18 protein-coding genes and 1 riboswitch are annotated in these 23,573 nt (G+C 63.9%); of the genes, 6 read left to right on the plus strand and 12 right to left on the minus strand.

The features are described 5' to 3' along the window. Window positions 1-9: 9 nt before the first annotated feature. From EOC93_RS01130 to EOC93_RS01185, 12 genes are all read right to left on the minus strand, one after another. On the minus strand, window positions 10-3,240 hold the full coding sequence (locus EOC93_RS01130; protein ID WP_127203629.1) for a hypothetical protein: 3,231 nt from the start codon (window positions 3,238-3,240) through the stop codon (window positions 10-12). Window positions 3,241-3,410: 170 nt separating this feature from the next. Further along, window positions 3,411-4,124 (minus strand): phosphoadenylyl-sulfate reductase, encoded by a 714-nt coding sequence (locus EOC93_RS01135; protein WP_127203630.1) that lies wholly within the window; start codon window positions 4,122-4,124, stop codon window positions 3,411-3,413. Window positions 4,125-4,169: 45 nt separating this feature from the next. After that, window positions 4,170-5,600: a putative sulfate exporter family transporter gene (locus EOC93_RS01140; protein WP_127203631.1), complete on the minus strand. Its 1,431-nt coding sequence runs from the start codon at window positions 5,598-5,600 to the stop codon at window positions 4,170-4,172. Beyond that, window positions 5,597-7,756, minus strand: coding sequence for a di-heme oxidoredictase family protein (locus tag EOC93_RS01145; RefSeq protein ID WP_245461343.1), 2,160 nt, complete (start codon window positions 7,754-7,756; stop codon window positions 5,597-5,599). Before EOC93_RS01145 ends, EOC93_RS01140 begins: the two co-directional genes overlap by 4 nt. A 185-nt stretch (window positions 7,757-7,941) precedes the next feature. After that, window positions 7,942-9,771, minus strand: coding sequence for an allophanate hydrolase (gene atzF, locus EOC93_RS01150; protein WP_095483777.1), 1,830 nt, complete (start codon window positions 9,769-9,771; stop codon window positions 7,942-7,944). Next, the gene (locus EOC93_RS01155) at window positions 9,768-10,118 is read right to left on the minus strand and encodes a cupin domain-containing protein (RefSeq protein WP_127203632.1); all 351 of its coding nucleotides are present in this window, start codon (window positions 10,116-10,118) and stop codon (window positions 9,768-9,770) included. The genes atzF and EOC93_RS01155 overlap by 4 nt, the downstream gene beginning before the upstream one ends. Further along, window positions 10,111-10,779: an isochorismatase family cysteine hydrolase gene (locus EOC93_RS01160; RefSeq protein ID WP_095483779.1), complete on the minus strand. Its 669-nt coding sequence runs from the start codon at window positions 10,777-10,779 to the stop codon at window positions 10,111-10,113. The genes EOC93_RS01155 and EOC93_RS01160 overlap by 8 nt, the downstream gene beginning before the upstream one ends. After that, entirely contained in the window at window positions 10,779-12,305 is a 1,527-nt protein-coding gene (locus EOC93_RS01165) for an ABC transporter ATP-binding protein (protein WP_095483780.1), read from the minus strand. Before EOC93_RS01165 ends, EOC93_RS01160 begins: the two co-directional genes overlap by 1 nt. Before the next feature lie 9 nt (window positions 12,306-12,314). Beyond that, entirely contained in the window at window positions 12,315-13,016 is a 702-nt protein-coding gene (locus tag EOC93_RS01170) for an isochorismatase family cysteine hydrolase (RefSeq protein WP_095483781.1), read from the minus strand. A gap of 25 nt (window positions 13,017-13,041) precedes the next feature. Continuing rightward, window positions 13,042-13,968, minus strand: a complete 927-nt coding sequence (locus tag EOC93_RS01175) for an ABC transporter permease (protein ID WP_095483782.1) — start codon at window positions 13,966-13,968, stop codon at window positions 13,042-13,044. Next, on the minus strand, window positions 13,968-15,074 hold the full coding sequence (locus tag EOC93_RS01180) for an ABC transporter permease (RefSeq protein ID WP_245329789.1): 1,107 nt from the start codon (window positions 15,072-15,074) through the stop codon (window positions 13,968-13,970). The genes EOC93_RS01175 and EOC93_RS01180 overlap by 1 nt, the downstream gene beginning before the upstream one ends. A gap of 58 nt (window positions 15,075-15,132) precedes the next feature. Beyond that, complete coding sequence (locus tag EOC93_RS01185; protein ID WP_127203633.1) at window positions 15,133-16,260, minus strand: BMP family ABC transporter substrate-binding protein; 1,128 nt, start codon at window positions 16,258-16,260, stop codon at window positions 15,133-15,135. A 300-nt stretch (window positions 16,261-16,560) separates the two neighbouring features. Between EOC93_RS01185 and EOC93_RS01190 the strand changes: the two genes are divergently transcribed. The 6 genes from EOC93_RS01190 (at window position 16,561) to EOC93_RS01215 (ending at window position 23,571) form a co-directional block, all read left to right on the plus strand. Further along, a complete protein-coding gene (locus EOC93_RS01190; RefSeq protein WP_185928188.1) occupies window positions 16,561-17,253 on the plus strand; it encodes a GntR family transcriptional regulator in 693 nt (230 codons plus the stop codon). Window positions 17,254-17,386: 133 nt separating this feature from the next. Continuing rightward, complete coding sequence (locus EOC93_RS01195; RefSeq protein ID WP_095484007.1) at window positions 17,387-19,141, plus strand: adenylate/guanylate cyclase domain-containing protein; 1,755 nt, start codon at window positions 17,387-17,389, stop codon at window positions 19,139-19,141. A 208-nt stretch (window positions 19,142-19,349) separates the two neighbouring features. After that, a riboswitch (guanidine-I (ykkC/yxkD leader) is annotated at window positions 19,350-19,464 on the plus strand. 100 nt (window positions 19,465-19,564) lie between these two features. Then, window positions 19,565-20,629: a putative urea ABC transporter substrate-binding protein gene (locus EOC93_RS01200; RefSeq protein ID WP_127203634.1), complete on the plus strand. Its 1,065-nt coding sequence runs from the start codon at window positions 19,565-19,567 to the stop codon at window positions 20,627-20,629. A gap of 63 nt (window positions 20,630-20,692) precedes the next feature. Beyond that, complete coding sequence (locus EOC93_RS01205) at window positions 20,693-21,544, plus strand: ABC transporter permease (protein WP_164547257.1); 852 nt, start codon at window positions 20,693-20,695, stop codon at window positions 21,542-21,544. After that, the gene (locus EOC93_RS01210; protein ID WP_095483788.1) at window positions 21,541-22,350 is read left to right on the plus strand and encodes an ATP-binding cassette domain-containing protein; all 810 of its coding nucleotides are present in this window, start codon (window positions 21,541-21,543) and stop codon (window positions 22,348-22,350) included. The genes EOC93_RS01205 and EOC93_RS01210 overlap by 4 nt, the downstream gene beginning before the upstream one ends. Window positions 22,351-22,362: 12 nt before the next feature. Then, window positions 22,363-23,571 carry an agmatinase family protein gene (locus EOC93_RS01215; protein WP_095483789.1) on the plus strand — a complete coding sequence of 403 codons (1,209 nt, stop codon included), beginning with the start codon at window positions 22,363-22,365 and terminating at the stop codon, window positions 23,569-23,571. The last annotated feature ends 2 nt before the right edge of the window (window positions 23,572-23,573 follow it).

The following is a 23,573-nucleotide window of genomic DNA, read 5'->3' on the forward strand; positions in this document are numbered from 1 at the left end:
ACATCGTCTTCAGCGCCTGTGCCGCACGAGATAGGGTTCGACCAAGGCGCGTATTTCCGCGGCGGGCGCCGCTTCGCCGGCAGCATCCAGCGCTCGTTCGTAACGTCCATAGTCGTCGACCGCGGCTTCGAAATCACGGCGCGACAGCCGCTCCTTGATCAGCGCCTTGCAGACGGGCCCGGCGTCGGGATAAAGGTCCAACGTCCTCAGATAAATCGAGCGCGCTTCATGGGCGTTGCCGGTCGCCTCGAGCCGCAGGCCGATCCGCAATCCGAAATCGATCAGGTCGCGACGGACTTTTTCAGCGGCAGCGAACGACCAGAAACTGGCTCGCTCGTGCAGAAACAGCGGACCGGGAAATGCGAGGAAGAGCGCTTCCGCTTCCGGGCGCAGTCCGGCCGTCTCGCCATTGGTTGTCGTGAGGGATTTGAGCCGTGCATCCCAGTCGGCGAGGTCGACCCAGACCTTGTCCGACGCGAGGCGAAGCTTGCCTTCGCGCTGGACGATGAGATCGGTCCGCCCGAGCAGCTTGCGCAGCCGATGCAGCGCCTGCTCGCAGGCCGCCCGCGCCTGGTCGCCGTCGAGGTCGGGCCACAGCCAGTCCTGAAGGGTCTCCAGCGAGCAGGTGTTGTCTTTCGAGATCGCCAGCACCCGCAGGATGTCGAGGGCCTTCGTCGGCGGCTTGGCGCCGAGAGGAAGAGGGTTTCCGTCGAGTTCGAGCCGGAAGCCTCCGAGAACATGGACCTTGAGCGGCCACGGCCAGGCCGCGGGCCGCCGCTGCGGCACGTCCAACCGGCGTTCCCCAATCAGCGACCGGCAAAGCTTGGGCTCGATGCCGCGCTCAAGCGCATCGCCAAGCAGTTCGGCGAGCAAGTCCGGAACGTTGAGGAGCACCATTGGCCAGCTGATGTCGCGGAGCGCCTTCAGGAAGATCTTCAGCCGGTCGCCATAGTGCGAATCTCCGCCCCACAGGGTCTCCAGCGCCTCCGCCGCCAGAATGCATATCTCGGTTCGCTTGCGGGCGCCGCCGTCCAGCCGCGGCAGCAGGTCGCTGAGCAGCGCGGCGGCTTCGCGAGGCTTCCTGTCGGCCAGCAGCACCTGGAACTTCGTGATGTAGTGCGGCCAGCGCTCAACCATCGGCTCGTTGGCGGCCTCGATGGCCTCCATGAAGCGCTCGCAATCCCGGTAGGCGGCCGCGAAATCGCCTTGCCTGGCATGCAGCGCGGCGTGGCAGTCAGCGACGACGGCCACTTGCGTGGTGAAGCGGCTGTCGGCGATCTCGGCCAGGCGCTCGACCACCTGGTGGAACTCCGCAAAATCGTTGCGGACCTTCATCTGCATCTGGAGATGGTAGAGCCCGCCGAACTCCACGCTCTTGAGCGACTCGCGCTCGCCAATGGCGATCGCCTCCCGCAACGCCGCTTCGGACGAAGGATAAGGAAAATTTCTTCTTTTGTAGGGGAAGTAACGACCACTCTCCGCACCGAAGGCGACCAACCACATGCCAAGGATCCAGGGCAGCACGTCCTTCTCGCCTAAATCGTCGATAACGCTGTCGACGGCCTTCGCGAACAGATCGGCCCGCATGGTCGACGCCGAAAGATCGATCAGCGTTTCGCTCGCAAGCAACCGAAATCCGCTCGGATCCTGGCCGGAGTTCTTGGTCAGTCGCTCCAGCAGTTCGGCTTCCAGTGCTTGTCCGGCCGGGCTGCCGCGGTAGTAGTCGTCGCCGAAGTTCAGCGCCCGCATCATGCCAATGCGCACCAGCATCGCTTCCTCGCGAGGGAGTTCCGGAAGACCGCGCTCGATCAGCTCGAATGCCCGGCGGGTCCACATGGAAAGGCCTTCGTAGGTGCGCCAACTGGCGGTCTTGACCAAGACGGCGCGCGACACGGTGAGACACAGGCCGCGCTGATCGTCCGCCTCGCCAAAAGCCTGCCATGCCTTCGCCAGCCAGCGCTCCGCGGCGACGTCGTCCGGCACGTGGGCAACGCCCAGCCAATAAAAATGCCAGCCGCTCATCAGCGCTTCCGGCAATCGGCCGCACCAGTCGATGAAAGTCGCCCGGCCGCCTTGCGCCAGCACATCCTCCGCGCGGCTCAGTATGAGTTTGCTGGCAAGCCCCCAGTCCTCCGCCTGCAAGGCAAGCGGGATGGCTTCATCCAGACGGCCCGCCTCGACGAGGATCGTCGCCGCTTTTCGTTTCAGCAATCTCTGCTCTTCTCGTGGCACGCGCTCAGCGAAACTTCGGTCGAGGAAATCCCGCAACAGATCATGCAGGTAGAAGACGTCGCGGCTGCTTTCCGTACGCGTGACCAGCAATTGCCGCTTGTAGAGCCTGTCGAGCAGTTTTCCCGCCTCGCCAGATCCTATCATCTCGTCGGCCAGTTCGGCGCTGATCTCAGGCAGCAAGTTGAGCTTCAGCAGCATATCCTGGTCGGTGGCGGGGAGGGAAAGGAAGAAATGACGGCCAAGGACATCCAACAGCGCGTTCTGCCCGCCGCTCGTGTCATCAGGTCCGACCGTCGAGCCGTGGTCCGCGAGCAGAACCAGTCCGATCGCCCAGCCGCGCGCGGCTTCGACATCGACTGAGGCGTTCTCGGAACGCAGTTGGACGAGATCGCGCGCTTCCGCGGTCGAGAATTCGAGCGCCGACCTGTCGACGACGGCCATCTGGCCTCTGAGGACTAGGTCGCTAAGTTCTTCCCGTGGCAGCGTTCGCGAGGCGCAAATGCACCGAACCGTGTCCGGAAGCTCACGGAACATCACCGAAAGCACGCCACGAAACTCTGGCGTGTCGGCATCGTGCAGATCGTCGAGAACCAGAATGGTGTCGGGTTTCAGCCGCGCGAAATAGGCTCTGAAGAAGAGCCTGGCGAACTCCTTCGGCTGCTCGGCATATTCGACGCCGAACACCGGCATGTCGCCAACCGCAGGTGGGGCGAGTGACTGCGTCAGATACTGAAAAAAGTGCGCAATGTCCTGATCGCCCTCGTCGACGCGGAACCACACATGCGGCGCCTCGACGCTTTCGAGATAGTCGATGACCGCCGTCGTCTTGCCGTAGCCGGCCGGCGCCGCCACCCAGCATATGGTTGATTGCGACTTCCGATCGATCGCTGCGAGAACGCGGTTCCGCCGCAATATCCTGGCGCTGCGCGGCGCCGCCAGCTTGGCGATCCGGCCTGTGCCCGAGAGCGGGCGCCTCGCATCGGCTTCGATGGCGTTTAGAGGGGTCATGGGGGCTCGCGCTCGACCAATCATCGAGCGCCGGTCGTGCCGCCGTGACCGTCCCGCCGCCCAGATTGACCCTAGGGTAGCGCAATCGTGCGACAATTCGTAGTGGCTTCGCCGATGAAGCGACGATGGCCGATTCCAGCCGTCGACTGGATGCCTGCGCGATCGCGAAATCAGGACGCAGATGAGACCGAATTGCGAGAGGCAGCGCCGGCGGGCGACCGATGGATCCCGCACTCTATCTTCGACAGGCCGCTCCAGCGGCCCGCGCGCGGATTGTCCGCGCTGCCGCACTTGACCGTGCAGGGCGCGCAGCCGATCGAGAGGTAGCCCTTTTCGAGGAGCGGATGCTGGGGTAGATGATAACGGTCGAGATAGTCCTCAATCTGCTGGCGGGTGAAGCGGGCAAGCGGGTCGATCTTCAGGCGCCCGTCAGTTTCCTCCAGTGTCGAAACATCCGCGCGAAGCCCGCCATGATATCGCTTGCGACCGGAAATCCAGGCTTTGAAACCGGTCAGCGCATTTTCGAGCGGCAGAACCTTGCGGATGTGGCAGCACCGGTCCGGATCGCGGCGGTGCAGCGCTCCAGCGCCGTCGAGCACGCGCAAGACGTCGGTCTGAGGCTTGACGACGCGCAGATCAGTGAGACCGAGCAGAGCCGTCAGCTGCGCGCGATAGGCGATCGTCTCCGCGAACAGCTTTCCGGTGTCGAGCGTGATGATGGGGAGCGAACGGTCGATCGAGGCTGCCATATGCAGCAGCACTGCGGATTCTGCGCCGAACGAGGACACGAGCGCTATGTTTCCACAAAACAGATCGGTGACGAGCGGCGCCAGCAGGTCGGGCCCGTCGAGATGGTTCAGCTCTGCGACGACAGCTTCATACATCGCGGTTCGGCCGGTCAAAGACGGTGGTGGCGTGACAAGGCCGCATCATAGCTTCGCCACGAAATCGAGGATCGCCTGGCGGTCGGTCTCGTCCAGGTCGAAGAAACGGTCGCGCACGATCTGCGTCGTGCCGCCGTGGGCGAAGACGGCATCGCGCAGCGTGTTCGCGCGGCCGTCGTGCAGGTAGCGTTGGCGCAGGCGGATGCCGACGAGCGGCGTGGTCCGCCATTCGGCGCCGATGGCATCGCCCTGGACGATCTTGTCGTCGAGTGCCGGCCCCATGTCGTGCAGCAAAAGGTCGGAATAAAGCCGGACTTCGCCGTTGACACCTTCCAGCGCCGGCACATGGCATTTGGCGCAACCGACCGAGGCGAAAAGCCGTCCGCCATGGCTGCCGAGCATCGCGCTGTGGCTCGATGAAGGCGATGCGGTCCGGAAGGTCGACGAGAATGGGAGCAATGCGCCATAGGCCAGCGCCGCCGACAGTACCAACCCGACGAGGCCCACGCCGACCAGGCGCCAGGCGCCGCCGGCCTCTCCGAGTCGGCTGACCCGGGTGGTGATGCCGAGCGCGATCATCACCATGAGGAACAGGAACTGGTCGACATCGAGGATGACGCGGCGCAGTTGCGGATTGAGGGTGATCTCCGAATTGAGCATCACCACGCCGATGAACGCGACGATGAACCACGGGAACGGGATCGGCGCTGCCTCTTGCGCCTTGTTGCGGCTGCGAAAGACCAGGCTGGCGGCGAGCAGAAGCGGGACGAGCATCAGCACCTTGCTGAGCTTGACCAGCGTGGCGGTGTTCAGCGCGCCATCGGAAATGGCGAAGGAGGCGCCGTAGACCTGCGCCAGCTCGAAAATGCTCGCCCCGACGAACACGCCATAGAGGCGGTCGTCGAGATGCGGCAGCCATCCGCTCAGGAACATGACCGGATAGGCGAGCAACGCCACGGTGCCGCTCAGCGTGATCAGGGCGATGGCGATGCCGGCACTCTGGTCGCGCGCACGCACCAGCGCGGCCATGGAGAGGATCGCCGCGGCGCCGCAGACGGCGCTGCCGACCGCGACAAGCAGCGCGATCTCGGCGTCGAGCCTGAACAGCTTGCGCGCGATGGCGTAGAGCAGCGTCAGCACGAGGATCAGCTCGATGGCCGCCAACGCGAGCGGCATGAACCCCAGATCCAGGAACAGCCGCGTCGTGATACGGAAGCCGACCAGCACCACGGCGAGCCGCAGCAAATAGCGCTTGGTGAAGTCGAGCCCCGGCCGCAAGGCGTCTGGACAGGCGAAGCTGCTGCCGATCATGAGCCCGAAGAGCATGGCGACGAGGACCGGGTTGCGCGACAGCGGCTCGCCCAGTCCGCCGGCGATCCAGCCGGCCGCAAGGGCAAGTGCCGCAGCAACGATGACGCCAGGCAAGACCGGGCGCATTTTTTCGGGCGCATGGGAGAGCGTCAGGGCGAGGCTCATGGCTTTGCCCCGTCGGGCAGGCGGAGCGTTCGCAGATAGAAGGCGACCGCCTCGATCTGCGCGGTATCGTCTTCGATCGGCTGCGAGCCCGCCTCGCGGCTGACAGTCGCGCTGGTGATGCCGAGTTCGTTTGCGAAAGCGTTCGCTACCATGTCTTCGAGGGTGGCTATGTCAGCCTTCCAGCCGTATCGGCCGACCCGCGATGCGCCCTGACCATCGACGACATGATGCGCGCGGCCTTTGATGCCGTCGCCCTTGCTGACCGCCTGCGCTTCGATGACCCTGTCGGGTATCTCGTCGATCCCAGCGATACCGTAGAGTGCGAGCGGCATGCGCAGCGAGATCACATTGGCCTGGCTTGGCATCGCCGCCGACACGATCCTCACGCCATCGCGCAACGCATGGCGTCTGGCGACCGGACTGTTGGGATGATCGATCGGAACCGTGCGCCCAGAGCCCGGATCCATATGGGCTATTCTGCGCGCAAAGTGGTTTTCATCGATGCTCGCACCGCCAGGGCCGGGATGGCAGGCCACGCAGGACGTTGCATTGAACAATGGGCCGAGGCCCATGCGCGGCGTGAAATCGGTCTGGAACGACTTTTTTCCGCGCGCCGCAAGATTGGCGTCGGCGGCAGCGCCCTGCGTCCCCTGCATCGCTGCCGCCGCGCCGTGCTCGTCGAAGACCCCAACCTCGACGAGCGCCCCTTCGAGGCCCGGAAATCCCGGAACCTCGCCGCCAATCGTTATCCAGATATGCTGTGCATCCGCCGAGGTCGCGATCGCGCGAAGGCGATCGGGGCCGAGGGGCCCGAGCCCTGGAATCTCGATCGTCGCCCGGGCGAGAAGCCGGCCGTCCTGGCTCAAGCGCAGCAGCGAGCCGTCGCCGCGATTGGCGACGAACAGATCAGACCCGCCAGCCAGCGTCGTGTGGCTCGAGAATTGCGGATTGGCGATCTCGGGAATGGCCGCGGCGACATCGACCGGACGGTCGAATTCCGGCAGCGAGATCGTGCGGCTCCTGGCGACCGCGAAATGCCGCCGGTCGTCCTCCAGTTCAAGCAGCACCAGCCGGTCACGGCCGGGGTCGGCGATGTAGAGAGCGCGGTCCGGGTTCCACTTGAAGGCGACGCCGATGACGCCGGGATCGTCGCCGATGCCGTGGCCGGTGCTTACCGTGCCCAGGCCGGTGCTTACCGTGCCGGGGCCGGCCAAGCCGTCGACGCCATCCTGGACGTGGATCTGAACCACGCTTCCATCCGCGGTGACGGCGGCGAACACGGCAAAGCCGCTGCCGTCCGGCGATCGACCGAGAAACGCCGTTCCGAGCGCGCCCGTCTGCATTCCGCCTGATGTCAGCTGGCCGCTTGCCTGGTAATTCATGAGCTTGCCAAGCCAGCCGCTGGGCTGCGCTTTCGGCGTATTCTCGCGATCGGTATGCCGGCCGGCGAACACGCCGCCGGCCTCGCGGCTTGGCGCGTTGGCGAGTGGCGCACCGTCGGGGTCGACGACCGTGACGCTGCCCTCGCCATTGACCCCGCCAGGCGCGTTTGCGATCCAGGGCCTTCCGAACGCGTTGTTGATGGAAATGTATCGCGGTCCGGACGCAGCTGCGTGGCGCGCGGTTCGAGCCCCGGCATTGTACCGCCGGTTGAGAAACCGTTCGCTCTGCGCCGTGTAGAGCTGAACCCTCGCATCCGCGTCTTTGCCGGTGAGATCTTGCGGAACGATGATGGTGCCAGCAGACTTGCCCGCGCGCGGATCGATGGACAGGATCGTCCCGACCTCAAATACTGGATCGCCCGGCGGCGCGCCGAAATTGCTACCTACGGCGACAAGAACCCTGAGCGGATCGAGCACCCGCCCTTCGCGCGTCGCCATGAGGAATTCCGGATTTCCTGGAATCGGCCCGCCGACATGAAAGCGGCCCACCTCGCGCACGCCGGCCACGTCGGGCAGCCCGACCGCGACGACACGCGCGTTCAGGCGCCAGTTGGGGGTCTGATCTCCCGCGAACGCCCAGGTCGGCAGCAGGCCGACAAGTATCGCCGCCGTCGCCATGTTCCAGCGAGCAGAAAACCCCGACAGCGCGGACCATCGCCGGGTCTGATGAGTCCCGGCGAAATCCGTGGGGGCCACTGCACTGCCTGTTCGCATCGCGAGGTCTCCGGCGGTCGCAAGCGCTCGGTGACGCCTGCCACTCACGGTGCAACGTTTCGACCACGCGCGCTTACGGATCGCTTACGGCATTCGGCGTAACTGGCTCGCCGTATCAACTGCGAGCCGAGCATCGCTGCTATGATTTGAGGTCGCGCTGACGTTGCGGCGCGAACGCCGATCGTTCAACCGGCCGGAGCGGTTCCCAGTCGATTTCCGCCGGCTTTTGCGATGAAGCTGCGCCAACCGCCATAGGCCGAAATGTCGATAGCCTGTGACAATCCGGCGGTTTCGACCAGGAAGCCTTTGGCCGATGTCCCGTCATCGAGCTCGATCGTGCCTATGCCGAGCGGCGGTGGGATCGCGGCCACGAACCGTCCGAACGCGTCTGCTGAAAGCCGCCAAACCTCGACATCGATCGCCGCTCCGTTGCCATCGGCAACGCGCACCAGCCCCGGCTTCGGCACGGATTGGCCGGCAAGCGCATAGAGCTGATAGGAAGCAACTGTCTTGGCGATCCTGCTCATTCGGCCGCCCAGCGCGCAGAGTTGGCCGTTGAGCGGCATCCCCGACAAATGTGCGCCGACGACCACGAGCTCGATCATGGCGTCATCGAAATCAGGCGTTTTGGCGGATGAGGCAGGCATTGGCCAGCCGGTCGCACCAAGCCCGAGACCGCCGGCTGCATGGAGCTCGCTGCCGAGCGCCGCCGTCAGAGCGTCCTTGCCGGCAGCGGCAAGCAAGGTGACGCTCATCGGCAAGCCATCGTCGCGCTTGCCCGTCGGCACGGCGATGCCGCACATGTCGAGCAGATTGACGAAGTTAGTGTAGGTGCCGAGCCGGCTGTTGGTGACGATCGGATCGGCCAAAACAGCCGCCAGCGAATAGTGCGTCGGCGCCGTCGGCACGCAGAAGAGGTCGACCGAGGCGATGACAGGCGCCAGCCCGGCCTTGTAGGCCTGCAGCGCATAAAAGCCCTTGAAAGCATCCGTTGCCGAAAGTTTTCGCGCGCCGCCAATGATCGTGCGCGTCACCGGGTGCATGGCTGCTTCGTTCGCTTCCATGAAATCCGCGATCGCCGCATAGCGCTCGGCCACCCATGCGCCTTCGTAAAGCAGGTTGGCGGTGGCGTAGAAATCGCCGAAGGGGATTTCTACCAATCGGCAGCCGAGCTGTTCCAGCGTCCGCAGCGCCGTTTCGAATCCCGCCTGCATGGCGGCGTCGCCAAAAAATTGCCGGTCCGTCTTTGCCGGAATGCCGACAGACGGCACCGGTGGACGCGGACCGAGCGACGGCGCCGCGATAACGCGCGAATAAGGATCGGCGTCATCCTTTGCCGCCGCGGCCCTGAAGACGCTGTAGGCGTCATCGACGGTGAGCGCGAAGACGGAGACGCAGTCGAGCGTGCGGCAGGCCGGCACGACGCCGGCGGCCGACAGCGCGCCGACCGTCGGCTTCAGCCCGACGATGTTGTTGAGGCCGGCGGGGATACGGCCGGAGCCGGCGGTGTCGGTGCCGAGCGCGAAAGAAACAATGCCGCGCGCCGTCGCCACGGCCGAGCCGCACGAGGAGCCGCCCGGCACCAGTTTAGGATCGATCGCGTTTCTCGGTATCGGATAGGGCGTGCGCACGCCGACGAGGCCGGTGGCGAACTGGTCGAGATTGGTTTTTCCGACGACCAGCGCGCCGGCCGCCCTCAGATGCGCGACGACGGTGGCGTCTTTCGTCGGCAAGTAGGCATATTCGGCGCAGCCGGCCGTGGTCGGCATGCCGGCAACATCGATGTTGTCCTTGACCGCAAACGGCACGCCCCAGAGCGGCTTTGCCACGGGATCGAATCCGCCGAGTGCCTCGGCTTCGGCGAGCATCTCGGCCTTGCTTGCCAGATGGATGAAGATGCCGGGATCGTCCGCTTCCGCTATGCGCTGAAACACGGTTTCAACGACGGTCGCAACCGACATGCCGGAGGCATAGGCCGCGTGCAGGCTGCCGATATCGAAGCGGATTTCGCTCATTTCGTCTCGTCCAGAATGATCACCGGCAGATTCCACTGGATCAGCACGACGCAGCCGTCTTTCGTCCACACCGAATGCTCGGTCCCGGCCGGGTTCAGCACCACGCTTCCGGCAGGATAGTCGCCATTCCCGTCGCTCTGCATGCCCTCCAGCACGACGATGGTTTCCAGCCCGACATGGCGATGGCGCGGCACGCCGGCGCCGGGCCGATAGTTCAGGATCGCGACGGACGGTTCAGCCGGTCCGCCCTTGAGCAGCCAATGCACCGAGATGCCTTCGCGAAAATGCTCGAATGTCAGATCACGCCAGGCCCCATCGGTGAGAGCCGGATATGCAATGTTAGGCATCGGCAATTCCCTTGAGCACCTGGTCCGTCATCGCCGTCCAGCCGACGATCGCGCCCTGCGCCCTGATCATGGCCAGCGCGGCCGCCTTGAATTCCGGAAAATAGCTCTCCGTCGCATCCTCGGCCAGCAGGCATTCATAGCCGCGGTCGTTGGCCTCGCGCATCGTCGTCTGCACGCAGACTTCCGTCGTTACCCCGGCGAAGACGAGTTGCTGCACGCCGAGCCGCTTCAGGTCCTCGCCGAAGCTGGTGGCGTAGAACGCGCCCTTGCCAGGTTTTTCGATAACGATTTCGCCAGGCAGCGGGGCAAGCTCGTCGAGGATCGCCGTTCCCGGCTCGCCGACGATCAGCACGCGGCCCATTGGGCCGACATCGCCGATCCTGATCGACGGATTGCCGCGGTTGCGCTTGGCCGGTGGCAGGTCCGAGAGGTCTGATCTGTGGCACTCCATTGTGTGGATCACCGGCAGGCCGGCGGCGCGAAATCCCTCGATCAGTCTCTTCACCGTTGGAACGATCGCCACCACCCGGCTGACGTCGTTGCCGAGACTGGCGCCGAAGCCGCCCGGCTCGGCGAAATCGCGCTGCATGTCGATGACGACCAGCGCCACCGCCTCAGGCTTGAAAGCAAACGGAAACGGCAGCGCGTCGATCTCGGCCATCAATGATGTCCAGCCATGTGCTCGCCGATGGTCTGCACGCTCGCCTGCGCGATCGGCGTCTCGTAGACCAGCGCGCCGTCGGACATGACGAAGATGCGGTCGGAGAGTTCCAGCAATTCGTCGAGGTCCTCCGACATCAGCAGCACCGCAGCACCGGCGTTGCGTGCCTTCATGATGCGGGCGCGGATCTCGGCGACGGCGGAGAAATCGAGTCCGAAGCACGGATTCGAAACAATCAGCAGATCGACCTCGCCGGTCAGTTCGCGGGCGAGCACAGCGCGCTGGACGTTGCCGCCGGAGAGCGACGAAATCGGCGAGGCGAGCGAGGCCGTCTTGACCTTGAAATGCTCGACTAGGCGGGCCGCATAGTCCCTGATGGCACTCATCTTGATCCAGTTGATCGGTTTGCCAGCCTCGTTCAGGTCGAAGGTTCGGAAAGCCATGTTTTCCGCCACCGTCATCCTTGGCGCGCAGGCATTGCGCAACGGTTCCTCCGGGATGAAGCGCACGTTGAGCGTGCGGGCCTCGGCGCGGCTGGCGCCATAGGGCGAGCCCTTCACCAGCACGTCGCCGGCATCACGCGCACGCTGTCCGGCAAGGACTTCGAGAAATTCCTTCTGGCCGTTGCCGGAAATACCGGCGACGCCGACGATCTCGCCGGATTTCACATCAAGCGCGCCGATATGGATTGTCTTCAGCCCTGTTCGGTCGGGCGCCTTCAGTGCCTTCACCGTCAGGATTTGCCGGGCGCCGACAGGCACTGGAGCGCGGCTGTCGAGCGCGGCAATCGGCTGGTCGCCGATCATCATCGCCGCCATCCGCTTGTGAGAGAGTTCCGAGACTTTCCCTGTTCCTGTCAGTCTGCCCTTGCGCAACACCGTGATGTCGTCGGCGAATGCCGTCACCTCATGGAATTTGTGCGAGATCATCAATACGGTGAGGTCGCCCGCCTTGGTCATGCCGCGCACGAGGCCGAGCACTTCCTGCGCCTCGCCGGGGGTCAGCACCGACGTCGGCTCGTCCAGCACCAGAAAACTGCGGCCGAGATAAAGCTGTTTGATGATCTCGAGCTTCTGTTTCTCGCCGGCGGCAAGTTCGGCCACCTTGACGTCGAGCGGCAACTTGAACGGCATCCGCTGCATGAATTGGGCAAGTGCGGCGCGCTCCTTGCGCCAGTCGATAATCCCCGGCACCTTTTCGCGGGCGATGACCAGGTTTTCCGCACCTGTCAGCGACGGGACCAGGGTAAAATGCTGGTAGACCATGCCAAGGCCGAGCGCCGAGGCATCCTTCGGGCTGGTGATCGCGACCTCGCGGCGGTCGACCAGAATGTCGCCGGCGGTCGGGTGATAAAAACCCATCATGCATTTGACCAGCGTCGACTTGCCGGCGCCGTTTTCGCCAAGCAGCGCATGGAACGATCCCGCCGGCACCTTGATCGACACGTCGTCCAGCGCGGTGAAGGCGCCGAAGCGCATTGTCATGCCGATCGTCTCGACGCCGACTGCTTTTTTGCGGTCACTCATGGTCGAGCCTCATGGTAACTGGGCAACGAAGGACGCCGAGTTCGACACCGCGCCAAACACGCCACCCTGCATCTTGATCATCTTGATCGCAGCCAGATGGTTGCCGTGGTCGGTCGCCCCGCAGCAATCCTCCAGCATCACGCATTCGAAGCCGCGGTCATTGGCCTCGCGCATCGTCGTGTGGACGCAGACATCAGTGGTGATGCCGGTGAGCACGATGTTTTCGATGCCGCGCTGGTTGAGGATCAGCTCCAGGTCGGTGGCGCAGAACGAGCCCTTTCCTGGCTTGTCGATGATCGGCTCGCCTTCGGCCGGATAGAGATCGGGGATGATGTCCCAGCCCGGCTCGCCGCGCACCAGGATGCGTCCGCAAGGTCCGGGATCGCCGATGCCGGCATTGATGCGGCGTGAGCGCCAGCGCTTGTTGGCCGGCAGGTCGGCGAGATCGGGCCGGTGGCCCTCGCGCGTATGAATGATGGTGTAGCCCTTCGCCCGCATGGCCGACAACACCGACTTGATCGGCTCGATCGGCGCACGCACCAGCGAAAGGTCGTAGCCCATATGGTCGACATAGCCGCCCGGCCCACAAAAGTCGGTCTGCATGTCGATGATGATCAGCGCCGTGTTGTCGGGCCGGAGCTCGCCATTGTAGGGCCATGGATAGGGATCGGCGTCGATGTAGCGCTGCGTGACCTCGGCTCTGGCGTTCATTGAGCAAAACTCCAGTCTGGAAACGTCATTTGGTGATCGACAGTTCGCCCGGCGCGCCGGCGAGCGAACGGCTCGGCGACGAGGTGGCGATCATGATGATGAGCGTGAGAATGTAGGGTGCGGCGTAGAATAGATAGTAGCCTTGCGTGACGCCGACCGATTGCAGCGCCGGCCCCAGCGCGCCGGCGCCGCCGAACAATAGCGCCGCGGCAAAGCAGCCAAGCGGGTTCCAGCGCGCGAAGATGACCAGCGCCACCGCCATCAGCCCCTGGCCCGACGAAATGCCTTCGGTCCAACTGCCGGGATAGTAGAGCGACAGGTAGGCGCCGCCGATTCCGGCCAGCGCGCCGCCGAGGCCGGTGGCGAGGAGGCGCACCGTGTTCGGGTTGAGGCCCATGGCGCGCGCGGCGTCGGAACTGTCGCCGACCACGCGCAGGATCAGACCGGCGCGGGTGTTGCGGAAAGCCCACCACAGGAACACGGCAAGTGCTGCGCCGATCAGGAACAGCACGTTGACGTTGAGCGCCGCCTGCACCTGCGGAACATCGGACCAGCCGCCAAAGGGGATCGCCGGCAGGTCGGGCGCCGAGGGCTGGATGAACGGCTTGCCGAAGAAGAAGGCGAGACCCGAGCCGAACAGCATTAGCGCAATGCCGATGGCGATGTCGTTGACCCCACGGAATTTGCAGATCCAGCCGTGGAACAGGCCGAAACAAAGACCGGCGGCTGCGGCGGCCAGCAGACCGAGCCATGGCGAGCCGGTCATCACCGCCACGGCATAGGCGGTCATCGCGCCGAAGACCAGCGTGCCTTCGAGGCCGAGGTTGATGCGCCCCGAACGCTCGGTGATGGCTTCGCCCAGCGACACGAAGATGAAGGGGGTCGACACGCGAATAGCGCCGCCGAGCATGGCGAGCGGAACGCCCCAGAGGCCGATCTCGGTCGAGTCCATCACGCAGTCCCCTTCAAAAGAACTGGCCTCTGCCAGAGGTCGGGATTGAAGGCCTTGAAGCGGCCGTAGAAGGTTTCGCTGAACAGGATGACGACGAAGAGCATGCCTTGCAGCACCAGCACGGTGGCGTCGGGCAGGTCCATGCGGCGCTGGATCAGCCCGCCGGAGGCGTCGATGCCGCCAAGCAGGAAGGCGACCGGGATGATGGCGAGCGGATTGTGGCGGGCGAGGAAGGCGACGAGGATACCGGTATACCCATAACCGGCGGCGAGCGAGGCGTTGGCGCTGCCTTGCACGGCGGCGACTTCCAGCATGCCGGCAAGGCCGGCGAAACCGCCGGCCAGCGCGGTGAAACCGACGATCAGCGGTCCGACCGCAAGTCCCTGCACCTGGGCCGCCCTGACATTGCCGCCGGCGATGCGGGCGGCGAACCCCCAGCGGGTCTTTTCGATCAGCAGCCAGGACAGAATGCAGGCGATGACGCCGACGACGAGGCCCCAATGCACGTCCATGCCCGGAATGTTGCCGATGCGGTAGGCCTCCGCCAGCGGCTCGGTCGAGGGCTTGTTGAGCGAGGCGGGATCGCGCAGCGGTCCTTCCACCAGATGGTTCATCAGCGCGATGGCGATATAGGCCATCAAAAGGCTCGATATGGTCTCGTTGACGGCACGGTAGTGGCGTAGCGCGCCGACGGCACCGATCCAGATGCCGCCGGCGGCCAGGCCCGCCACGCCCATGGCAAGAACAACGAAAAAGGCGGGCGCGCCGCTGGTGGCGACGCCCATGGCGGCCGCGGCAACGCCGCCCAGCACGATCGCGCCTTCGCCGCCGATGACGACGAGGCCGAGCCGGGCCGGCAGCGCCACGCAGAGCGCCGCAAGCAGCAGGGGTGCGGCCCGCGACAGCGAGTTCTGGATCGAGAACCACGAGCCGAAGCCGCCGCGCCACATCGTTTCATAGAGCTGCACGGGCGACTTGCCGACCAGCGCGATGAACAGGCTGAACAGGGCCATGCCGACGATCAGCGCCGCGAGCGGGATGACGAAGGCTTCCGCTCGCCGGGCGATCCATTCGAGCGCCGCCGGATAGCTTTTGGCGCCGAACATCGCTGGCGCGCCCGCGCTGCTCACCGTGTCTGCCATGGCCCCCGTCTCCGATGCATGATCAAGCGGTCGAGCCGACGACACCTTCGACGAGATAGTCCATGCTTTCCAGCTCGATCGCGGTCTCGACGAACGTCTGGCTTTCGGTTGCGACGACATCGCCCTTGTTGTTCTTCAGGGGACCCTTGATGACCGAAAAGCCGCCCTTCATCATCTCGGCGAGCGTGCCGTCGAACTGCGCGCGCGCCGCCTCGCTGACGGCGGGACCGAGCGGGCTCATCTTGACGAAGCCGTCGGCCAGTCCGCCGCGCGTGAAATTGGGCAGCGGCTTGCCGGCCATGAGGTCATCGACGAACATCTTGTAGACTTTTGCCCAGTTCCATTCCGCGCCGGTCAGATATTTTTCGGGCGCCAGCGGGCTCTGGTTGGCGTGGTAGCCACAGATGAAGGCGCCGCGCCCCGCCGCCGTCTCGACCACCACTTTCGGGCTGTCGACATGGCAGGTGATGACGTCGGCGCCTTGATCGACCAGCGCATTGGTGGCTTCCGCCTCCTTGACCGCCAGCGACCATTCGCCGGTGAAGATCACCTGGCAGGTGATTGCCGGGTCGACCGAGCGTGCGCCAAGCAGGAAGGAATTGATGTTGAGCAGGACCTGCGGAATGGGTTTTGCCGCGACGAAGCCGATCTTCTTGGTCTTGGTGGCATGACCGGCGGCGACGCCGTTGAGATACTGGCCCATGCCGATATAGCCGAAATAGGAACCGGCATTCATCGGATGCTTGTCTTTGTTCCACATGCCGCCGCAATGGCGAAACTGAACGTCGGGGAATTTCGCGCACATGGCCAGCATGTGCGGATCGAAATAGCCGAACGAGGTTGGAAAGATCAGCGAGGCGCCGTCGAGGTTGATCATCGATTCCATCGTCTTCTGGACATCGACCGTCTCGGGGACGTTCTCCTCCTCGACAACGGAGATGCCCTCGACGGCCTTCAATGTCGCGGCACCTTCGGCATGCGCCTGGTTATAGCCGTAGTCGTCCTTCGGCCCGACATAGATGAAGCCGACAGTGGCGGCCGCGGCGAACGCCCTGCTGATCGGAAATGACGCCGAGGCCAGACCGAGCGCCGCTCCGGCGGCGGAGGTCTTGAGCAGATCGCGGCGGCTAAGCATGAATCTCTCGGTCATGTGAATGCTCCCTGTTGGACCCTTTTCCGGGTCGATTAATTCCCTTCTCACGAAAGTGCATGCAATCGGTGTGCCAGTTCAAAACATAAAATTTATTCAATGAAATCAGCGGATGTGCCGAGCCGCCCTGCTCAAGCGAAAGGCAATTGCATACACTTTTTGCCTTTCAAATAGCCAGTTTGACATGTAGATTAAAATAGAGGCATAGAGAGGCGCGCCCGAGTCGAAACTGGCCGGCGAGCCGCTTGCCGCATAGCCGCGAACAGACTGGACGGAGGAGAATTGTCGGGGAAGCGCAGCTTGATCAGGTCGGGCACGACCGTCGATCAGATGGTGAGGGCGATCGGTGACCGGATCGTCACCGGCTTCCTGCGCCCCGGCGAAAAGCTCGACGAGGCCTCGCTGGCGGCCCGTTTCGATGTCTCGCGCACCCCCGTCAGGGAGGCGCTTGGCCGGCTGAGCGCCATGGGGCTGGTCGAAAGGCGGCCCAACCGGGGCGCCACCGTCGCCGTGGTGACGCAGGAGCATCTCGCCTCGATGTTCGAGAGCATGGCCGAGCTTGAAGCGATCTGCGCGCGGTTCTCGGCCGAGCGCATGACCGCCGGCGAGCGCCGCGCGCTCGAGGTCGAGCATCAGGCATCGGCGCGCCTTGTGCAGTTGGCTGCGGAGGAGGATTATGAGTATTTCAACACCGAGTTCCACACCCGGCTCTATCGCGGCGCGCACAGCAAGCACATCTATGAACTGACCGTCATGACGCGCAGCCGGCTGGCGCCGTTCCGGCGCGCGCAATTCATGCTGCCGGGCCGCCTGGCCAAATCCTGGCAGGAACACGACGTCATCGTTACCGCGATCATGCGCGGTGACGGCGCCGCCGCGGGAAACGCAGCCAAGGATCATGTTTCGATCGTCAGCGAGGCGAGCGCCGTTTTTGCCGCGGTTGACCCGATGAAGTCGGAGACGGATTCGATCGGAGTGTCTTCCTACAAGTGAAAATCTGACGCTCGGTACCCGACGTGGAAGACGTTTTCCGACCCACCCCATCGCAGACTCTCGCCCAATGGACTCGCAGCGTGGCCCCCAATACAATCCCGGTCCCGTGGGCCTCCGAAGGCTGATGCATGACATGGCAGAAGAACGCGTCCAACGCCGCCTTGCTGCGATATTGGCAGCCGATGTGGTCGGCTACAGCCGCCTCATGGAGCGGGACGAGGCTGGGACCCTTGTTGCCATCAAGTCCCGTCGCAAAGACATCCTACAGCCACTGCTCGCCAAGCATAATGGCCGCATCGTCAAGCTGATGGGTGACGGGGTGCTGGTGGAATTTGCCAGCGCCGTGAATGCTGTCCAATGCGCGGTCGAGCTCCAGAACGCGATGGCAGCTGCCAACGCCGACGTGCCCCAAGATTCCCGGATTGTGCTGCGCGTCGGAATCAACCTGGGCGACGTGATGGTCGAAGGCGGCGATCTCTATGGTGATGGAGTCAACATCGCGGCTCGGCTCGAGGCCTTGGCTGATGCTGGGAGCATCGTCGTCTCTCGCACTGTCTTCAACCACGTCCGGGGCAAGGTGAAGCTCGGATTCGATGATCTCGGCGAGCAGCAACTCAAGAACATCGCCGAGCGGGTGCGGATCTACCGACTGCGGCCGGACCGCGAAGCGGCGATGGCGCGGCCTGCCTTGGCGCTTCCCGACAAGCCGTCGATTGCCGTTCTGCCGTTCACTAACATGAGCGGCGATCCGGAGCAGGAGTATTTTAGCGACGGCATGGTGGAGGACATCATAGCGGCGCTGTCCCGGGTGCGCAGCTTCTTCGTGATCGCGCGGAATTCGAGTTTCACCTACAAAGGCAAAGCGGTCAATGTGAAGCAGGTCGGGCTCGAACTCGGCGTGCGTTACGTGCTGGAAGGGAGTGTCCGCAAGGCGGGCAATCGGGTCAGGATCACGGGACAGCTCATCGAGGCGGAAAGCGGGAATCATGTCTGGGCTGATCGCTTTGATGGCAGTCTCGAAGACGTATTCGAACTGCAAGATGGGGTGACCCAGAGCGTGGTCGGTGCGATCGCTCCGAAGCTTCAGCGAGCGGAAATCGATCGCACGTCGCGAAAGCGAACCGAAGATTTGACTGCTTACGACTTTGTTCTGCGTGCCCTGCCACATGCCTGGTCAGGGTCGCCCGAAAGGAGTGCAATCGCCCACGATCTCCTTCAAAAAGCAACCGCCGTCGATCCTTCTTATGCGTATGCCTACGCGATGGCGGCCTGGTCTTTGATGTTCAGCAAGAATTCGGGTTGGCACTCTTGGCGGCCCGACCAGCAGGAGTTGTGTGTTCGGTTTGCCAGGGAAGCGCTCAAGCTCGATATGGAAGATCCAGCCGTACTGTGGGCATCCGCTACGGCGCTCGCAAGTGTCGTACACGAACATGAACATGCTCTCGAGCTGATCGAGCGCTCGTTGGCAATCGACCATAATTCCGCACAGGCCTGGGCAGCAAAAGGTTGGGTGACTTCCTGGATCGGACTTGATGGGATCCCTTCGTTGGAAAGGGCAATGCGATTGAGCCCGTTCGACCCGCTGTTGTACCTTTTTCATGCCTCGATTGCTGAGTGCCACCTTGCGGCAAGAAGGCACGAGATGGCATTGGAATGGTCTCTCCGCGCCATGCGAGAACATCCAGAACCTCCTCCATTCGTGCGGCGGGTGCTCGCCGCCTCGTACGCTCGCCTCGGGCTAGTTGAAGAAGCGCGACGGGTGGTGGCAGGCATACTGGCGGAAAGCCCAAGCTTTACTGTGAGGACCTGGCTAGAGATAACCGCCCAGCGTGGTCCGCACGTCCAATACCTCGCTGAGAGCCTCCGTCTCGCTGGCCTCCCCCAGTGAGTAGGCATCGAGTCGCACGCGTCAAAGAGAATCTCCCGTCGGACTCTTATGTCAAGCGGGACCACTAGCAATCAGGCAAACTGCCCAATCCGTCGGCGATGCGATGATTTTCGCGTCACTCGTGCGAATGCTCGAAGCCGCACAGGCCCACAGATGCCGGCCTTTTGGCATAATTCGGCATTGGCATGCTCCTTGCATCGTTGGTGATGTGCAGAGCGTCTAGGGTTCCGGCCGCGACAAAGCGGTGCTGGTCCAAGAGATGCGACCGCCAGGGGTGCACTGAGGCATCCGGCGGAACACGGCGGGCCAAAATCCCGGGAGAACCCTGCACGGGTTTGCTGGCGCGAACCTCTCCCGGATGCGCGCTCCGTAAACCCCAACATAAAGTCCGGACGCAATCCGGATCGCGAACAGGGGTACGCAATGCTTCGCAAGCTGGCCGCAATCATCCTAGCCGCATCACTCAGCCTTCCCATGATTTCCGCCGCCGACGCGGCGCCCAAGAAAGACTTCAAGATATGCTGGTCGATCTATGTCGGCTGGATGCCGTGGGGCTATCTCTCAGACAGCGGCATCATGAAGAAATGGGCCGACAAATACGGCATCAATGTCGAAATCACCCGCATCAACGACTATGTCGAAAGCATCAACCAGTACACCGCCGGCGGCTTCGACGGCTGTTCGATGACCAACATGGACGCGCTGTCGATCCCCGCTGGCGGCGGCGTCGACACCACCGCCGTGATCATCGGCGACTTCTCCAACGGCAATGATGCGGTGATCCTCAAGGACAAGTCCGCGCTCGCCGATATTGCCGGCCAGAAGGTCAATCTCGTCGAGCTCTCCGTCTCGCATTACCTGCTGGCGCGGGCGCTGGACACGGTCAAGCTCGCCGAGAAGGACATCACCGTCGTCAACACATCCGACGCCGACATGGTCGCCGCCTATGGCACCAGCGACGTCACCTCCGTCGTCACCTGGAACCCACTGGTTTCCGAGATCACCGCCATGCCGGGTGCTCGCAAAGTGTTCGATTCCTCGCAGATTCCCGGCGAGATCATCGACATGATGGTCGTCAACACCGAGACGCTGAAGGACAATCCAGCGCTGGGCAAGGCGCTTGTCGGCGCATGGTACGAAGCGATGGACCTGATGACCTCCGACACGCCGGAAGGCAAGGCAGCCAAGGAGGAGATGGCCAAGGCGTCCGGCACGGACCTCGCCGGCTTCGACGCGCAGCTCGCCTCGACGGCGATGTTCTTCGACCCTGCCAAGGCGGTCGAGTTCACCAACGGCGCCGAATTGCCGAAGACGATGGATCTTGTCCGCAACTTCCTGTTCAGCCACGGCATTCTCGGCACCAACGCGGCGAGTGTCGACGTGATCGGCATGAGCTTTCCCGACGGATCCACGCTGGGCGACGCCAAAAACGTCAAGCTGCGTTTCGATCCAGCCTTTATGGCCGAGGCCGCAACCGCAACGCCCTGACACGACATGTTGGCCAGGGGACCGAGCGACATGAATACAGTCTCCGAAACGGGCGGGGAGGGCATGCGTCCTTCCCGGCCAAGGCCGAAGGTGCGCCTTCGCATGATCAATGCGAAGGTCTCGCGCGGCAGCGCCTTGTTCCTCGGCGGCTTGCCGTTCTTGTTCGTGGCGATCGCCTATCTGATCGCCTCGGCGCAACGACTGGCGGTCAATCCCAGCGATAAGCTGCTGCCTTCGCCGGCACAGATGTGGTCGGCCTTTCTTGACCTTGCCACGGTTCCGGACAAACGCTCGGGCGATCTCATCCTGTGGGTCGACACCTATGCCAGTCTCCTCAGGCTGTTCGCCGGCGTGGGTGTTGCCACCTTCGCGGCGCTTTCGCTCGGCGTCGCCATCGGCTTCATTCCACGGGTGCGGGCCTTCCTGCTGCCCTTCGTCACCGTCGTCTGCGTCATCCCTCCGCTGGCGCTGCTGCCTATCCTGTTCATCGCGCTCGGCCTCGGCGAAACGGCCAAGATCACGCTGATCGCCCTTGGCGTCGCGCCGGTGATGGTGCGCGACATCGCCAACCGGGTGATGGAGTTGCCGTCCGAACTGGTGGCCAAGGCACAGACGCTTGGTGGCAACAGCTGGACCATGGTCTTGCGGCTGGTGCTGCCGCAAGTCATGCCGCGCCTCATCACTTGCGTGCGGCTGGCGCTCGGGCCGGCCTGGCTGTTCCTGATCGCCGCCGAAGCCATCGCCTCGACCGAAGGGCTGGGTTACCGCATCTTCCTCGTCCGCCGCTATCTCTCGATGGACGTCATCCTGCCCTATGTCGCCTGGATCACGCTGCTTGCCGTCATCACCGATTGGCTGCTGGTGCGGCTGTCGCGGGCGGTCTCCCCTTGGGCGCATCCCGTGGAGGCCAGATGAGCCGCATCGTCGTCCATGGGCTGGAAAAGAGCTACGGCGATGCCCGCGTGCTCGAGCGGGTCAACGTCACTGCCGAAGCCGGCGAATTCCTGTCGCTGGTCGGCGCCAGCGGCTGCGGAAAATCGACGTTCCTGCGCATCCTGCTCGGCCAGGAGCAGCAGAGCAGTGGCGTCGTCATCGTCGGCGATGGCCCGATCGTCCCAGAGCCGACGCCGCAGCGTGGCATCGTCTTTCAGCGCTATTCGGTGTTTCCCCATCTGACCGCCATCCAGAACCTGCAGCTGGTCGAAGACTTTCGCTCGGGCGGGCCGTTTGGCCGCGTCTTCGGCGCCAGGCGCGCAAACGCCAGGCAAGAGGCCGAGACCATGCTGGAACGGGTCGGGCTTGCCCATGCGCGCGACCTGTATCCGACATCGCTCTCCGGCGGCATGCAGCAGCGGCTTGCGATTGCGCAGACCTTGCTCGGCCGGCCGCAGATACTGCTTCTCGACGAACCGTTCGGTGCGCTCGATCCGGGCATCCGCGTCGAGATGCACGAGCTGCTCACCGAGCTCTGGACCGAGCACGGCATGACGGTGGTGATGGTCACCCACGATATCGGCGAGGCCTTCAAGCTCGGCACCCGCGTGCTGGTCTTCGACAAGGTGCGCCACGATCCGCAGTTTCCGTCGGCTTATGGCGCGACGATCACCTACGACTTGAGGCTCGATCGCAAGACCCGGGCTTCCTCTCATCACTTGGCCAAGGTGGCCGCGATGGTCGGGACGACCCGGCCGGATACAGCAATGGCGACGACGGCGTCGTAACGGAGACCGTGTATGTTCAGAAATATCCCCGAACGCAGCCACCGCCGGGCAGGGCTCGTCGCTCGGGAGGCAAGGGAACGCTTCCACCACCCGGATTTCGATGCCCGCGGAACGCAGGGCTGGAAGTCGATCGAGGCCGAGGGAAAGCTGCCGGAAAGCGGCTGGCGCAAGGAGCAGCAATGGGCGCTCGACATGGGCCTGCCGGGATCGGAGTCGATCGTCGACAAGTCGATCCCGACATTCGCGCGCGGCGAGCTGCCGCATTTCGCCGGCATCAACACCTTTCTCAAGGCGCCCTATGTCGAGAACGTCCGCGACGTCGGCAAATATGATGCCGCCGTCATCGGCATTCCTTTCGACAGCGGCACCACCTACCGGCCGGGGACCCGCTTCGGCCCGCAAGGCATTCGTCGCATCTCGGCGCTCTACACGCCATACAACTACGAGCTCGGTGTCGACCTGCGCGAGCAGATGACGCTGTGCGATGCCGGCGACGTCTTCACCATTCCCGCCAATCTCGAAAAGAGTTTTGACCAGATCACCAAGGGCGTCAGCCATGTCGCCTCGTCCGGCGCGCTGCCGATCATGCTTGGCGGCGACCATTCGATTGGATTTCCCTGCGTGCGCGGCATCGCCGACGTGACCTCGAAACGCATCGGCATCATCCATTTCGACCGCCATATCGACATCCAGGAAAAGGATCTCGACGAGCGCATGCACACCACGCCCTGGTACTGGGCGACCAACCTGCCGAATGTCTCGGCGACCAATCTCGTGCAGCTCGGCATCGGCGGCTGGCAGGTTCCCCGCTACGGCGTCGCCGAAGCGAGGAAACGCGGCACCAACGTGCTCACCATTGCCGACATCGAGCAGATGGGGCTTGAGAAGGCGGCGGAAATCGCGCTCGAGCTCGCATGGAAAGACACCGACGCCGTCTACATCTCCTTCGACGTCGACAGCCTCGACTGCGGCTTCGTGCCGGGCACGGGCTGGCCTGAGCCGGGCGGCTTCCTGCCGCGCGAGGCGCTCAAGCTGCTTGGGCTGGTGACGGCGCCGGGCATTTGCGGGCTGGAAGTGGTCGAGGTTTCGCCGCCCTACGACACGTCGGACATCACAGCGCTGTTCGGCGTGCGGGTCGTCGTCGAGGCGCTCGGCTCGATGGTCGCTCACGGCAATCTCGGCAAGCATAAATCGATCATCGACAAACCGGTGAGTTTTTGACC

This window comes from Mesorhizobium sp. M6A.T.Ce.TU.002.03.1.1 (assembly GCF_003997275.1).
Lineage (GTDB): Bacteria > Pseudomonadota > Alphaproteobacteria > Rhizobiales > Rhizobiaceae > Mesorhizobium > Mesorhizobium mediterraneum.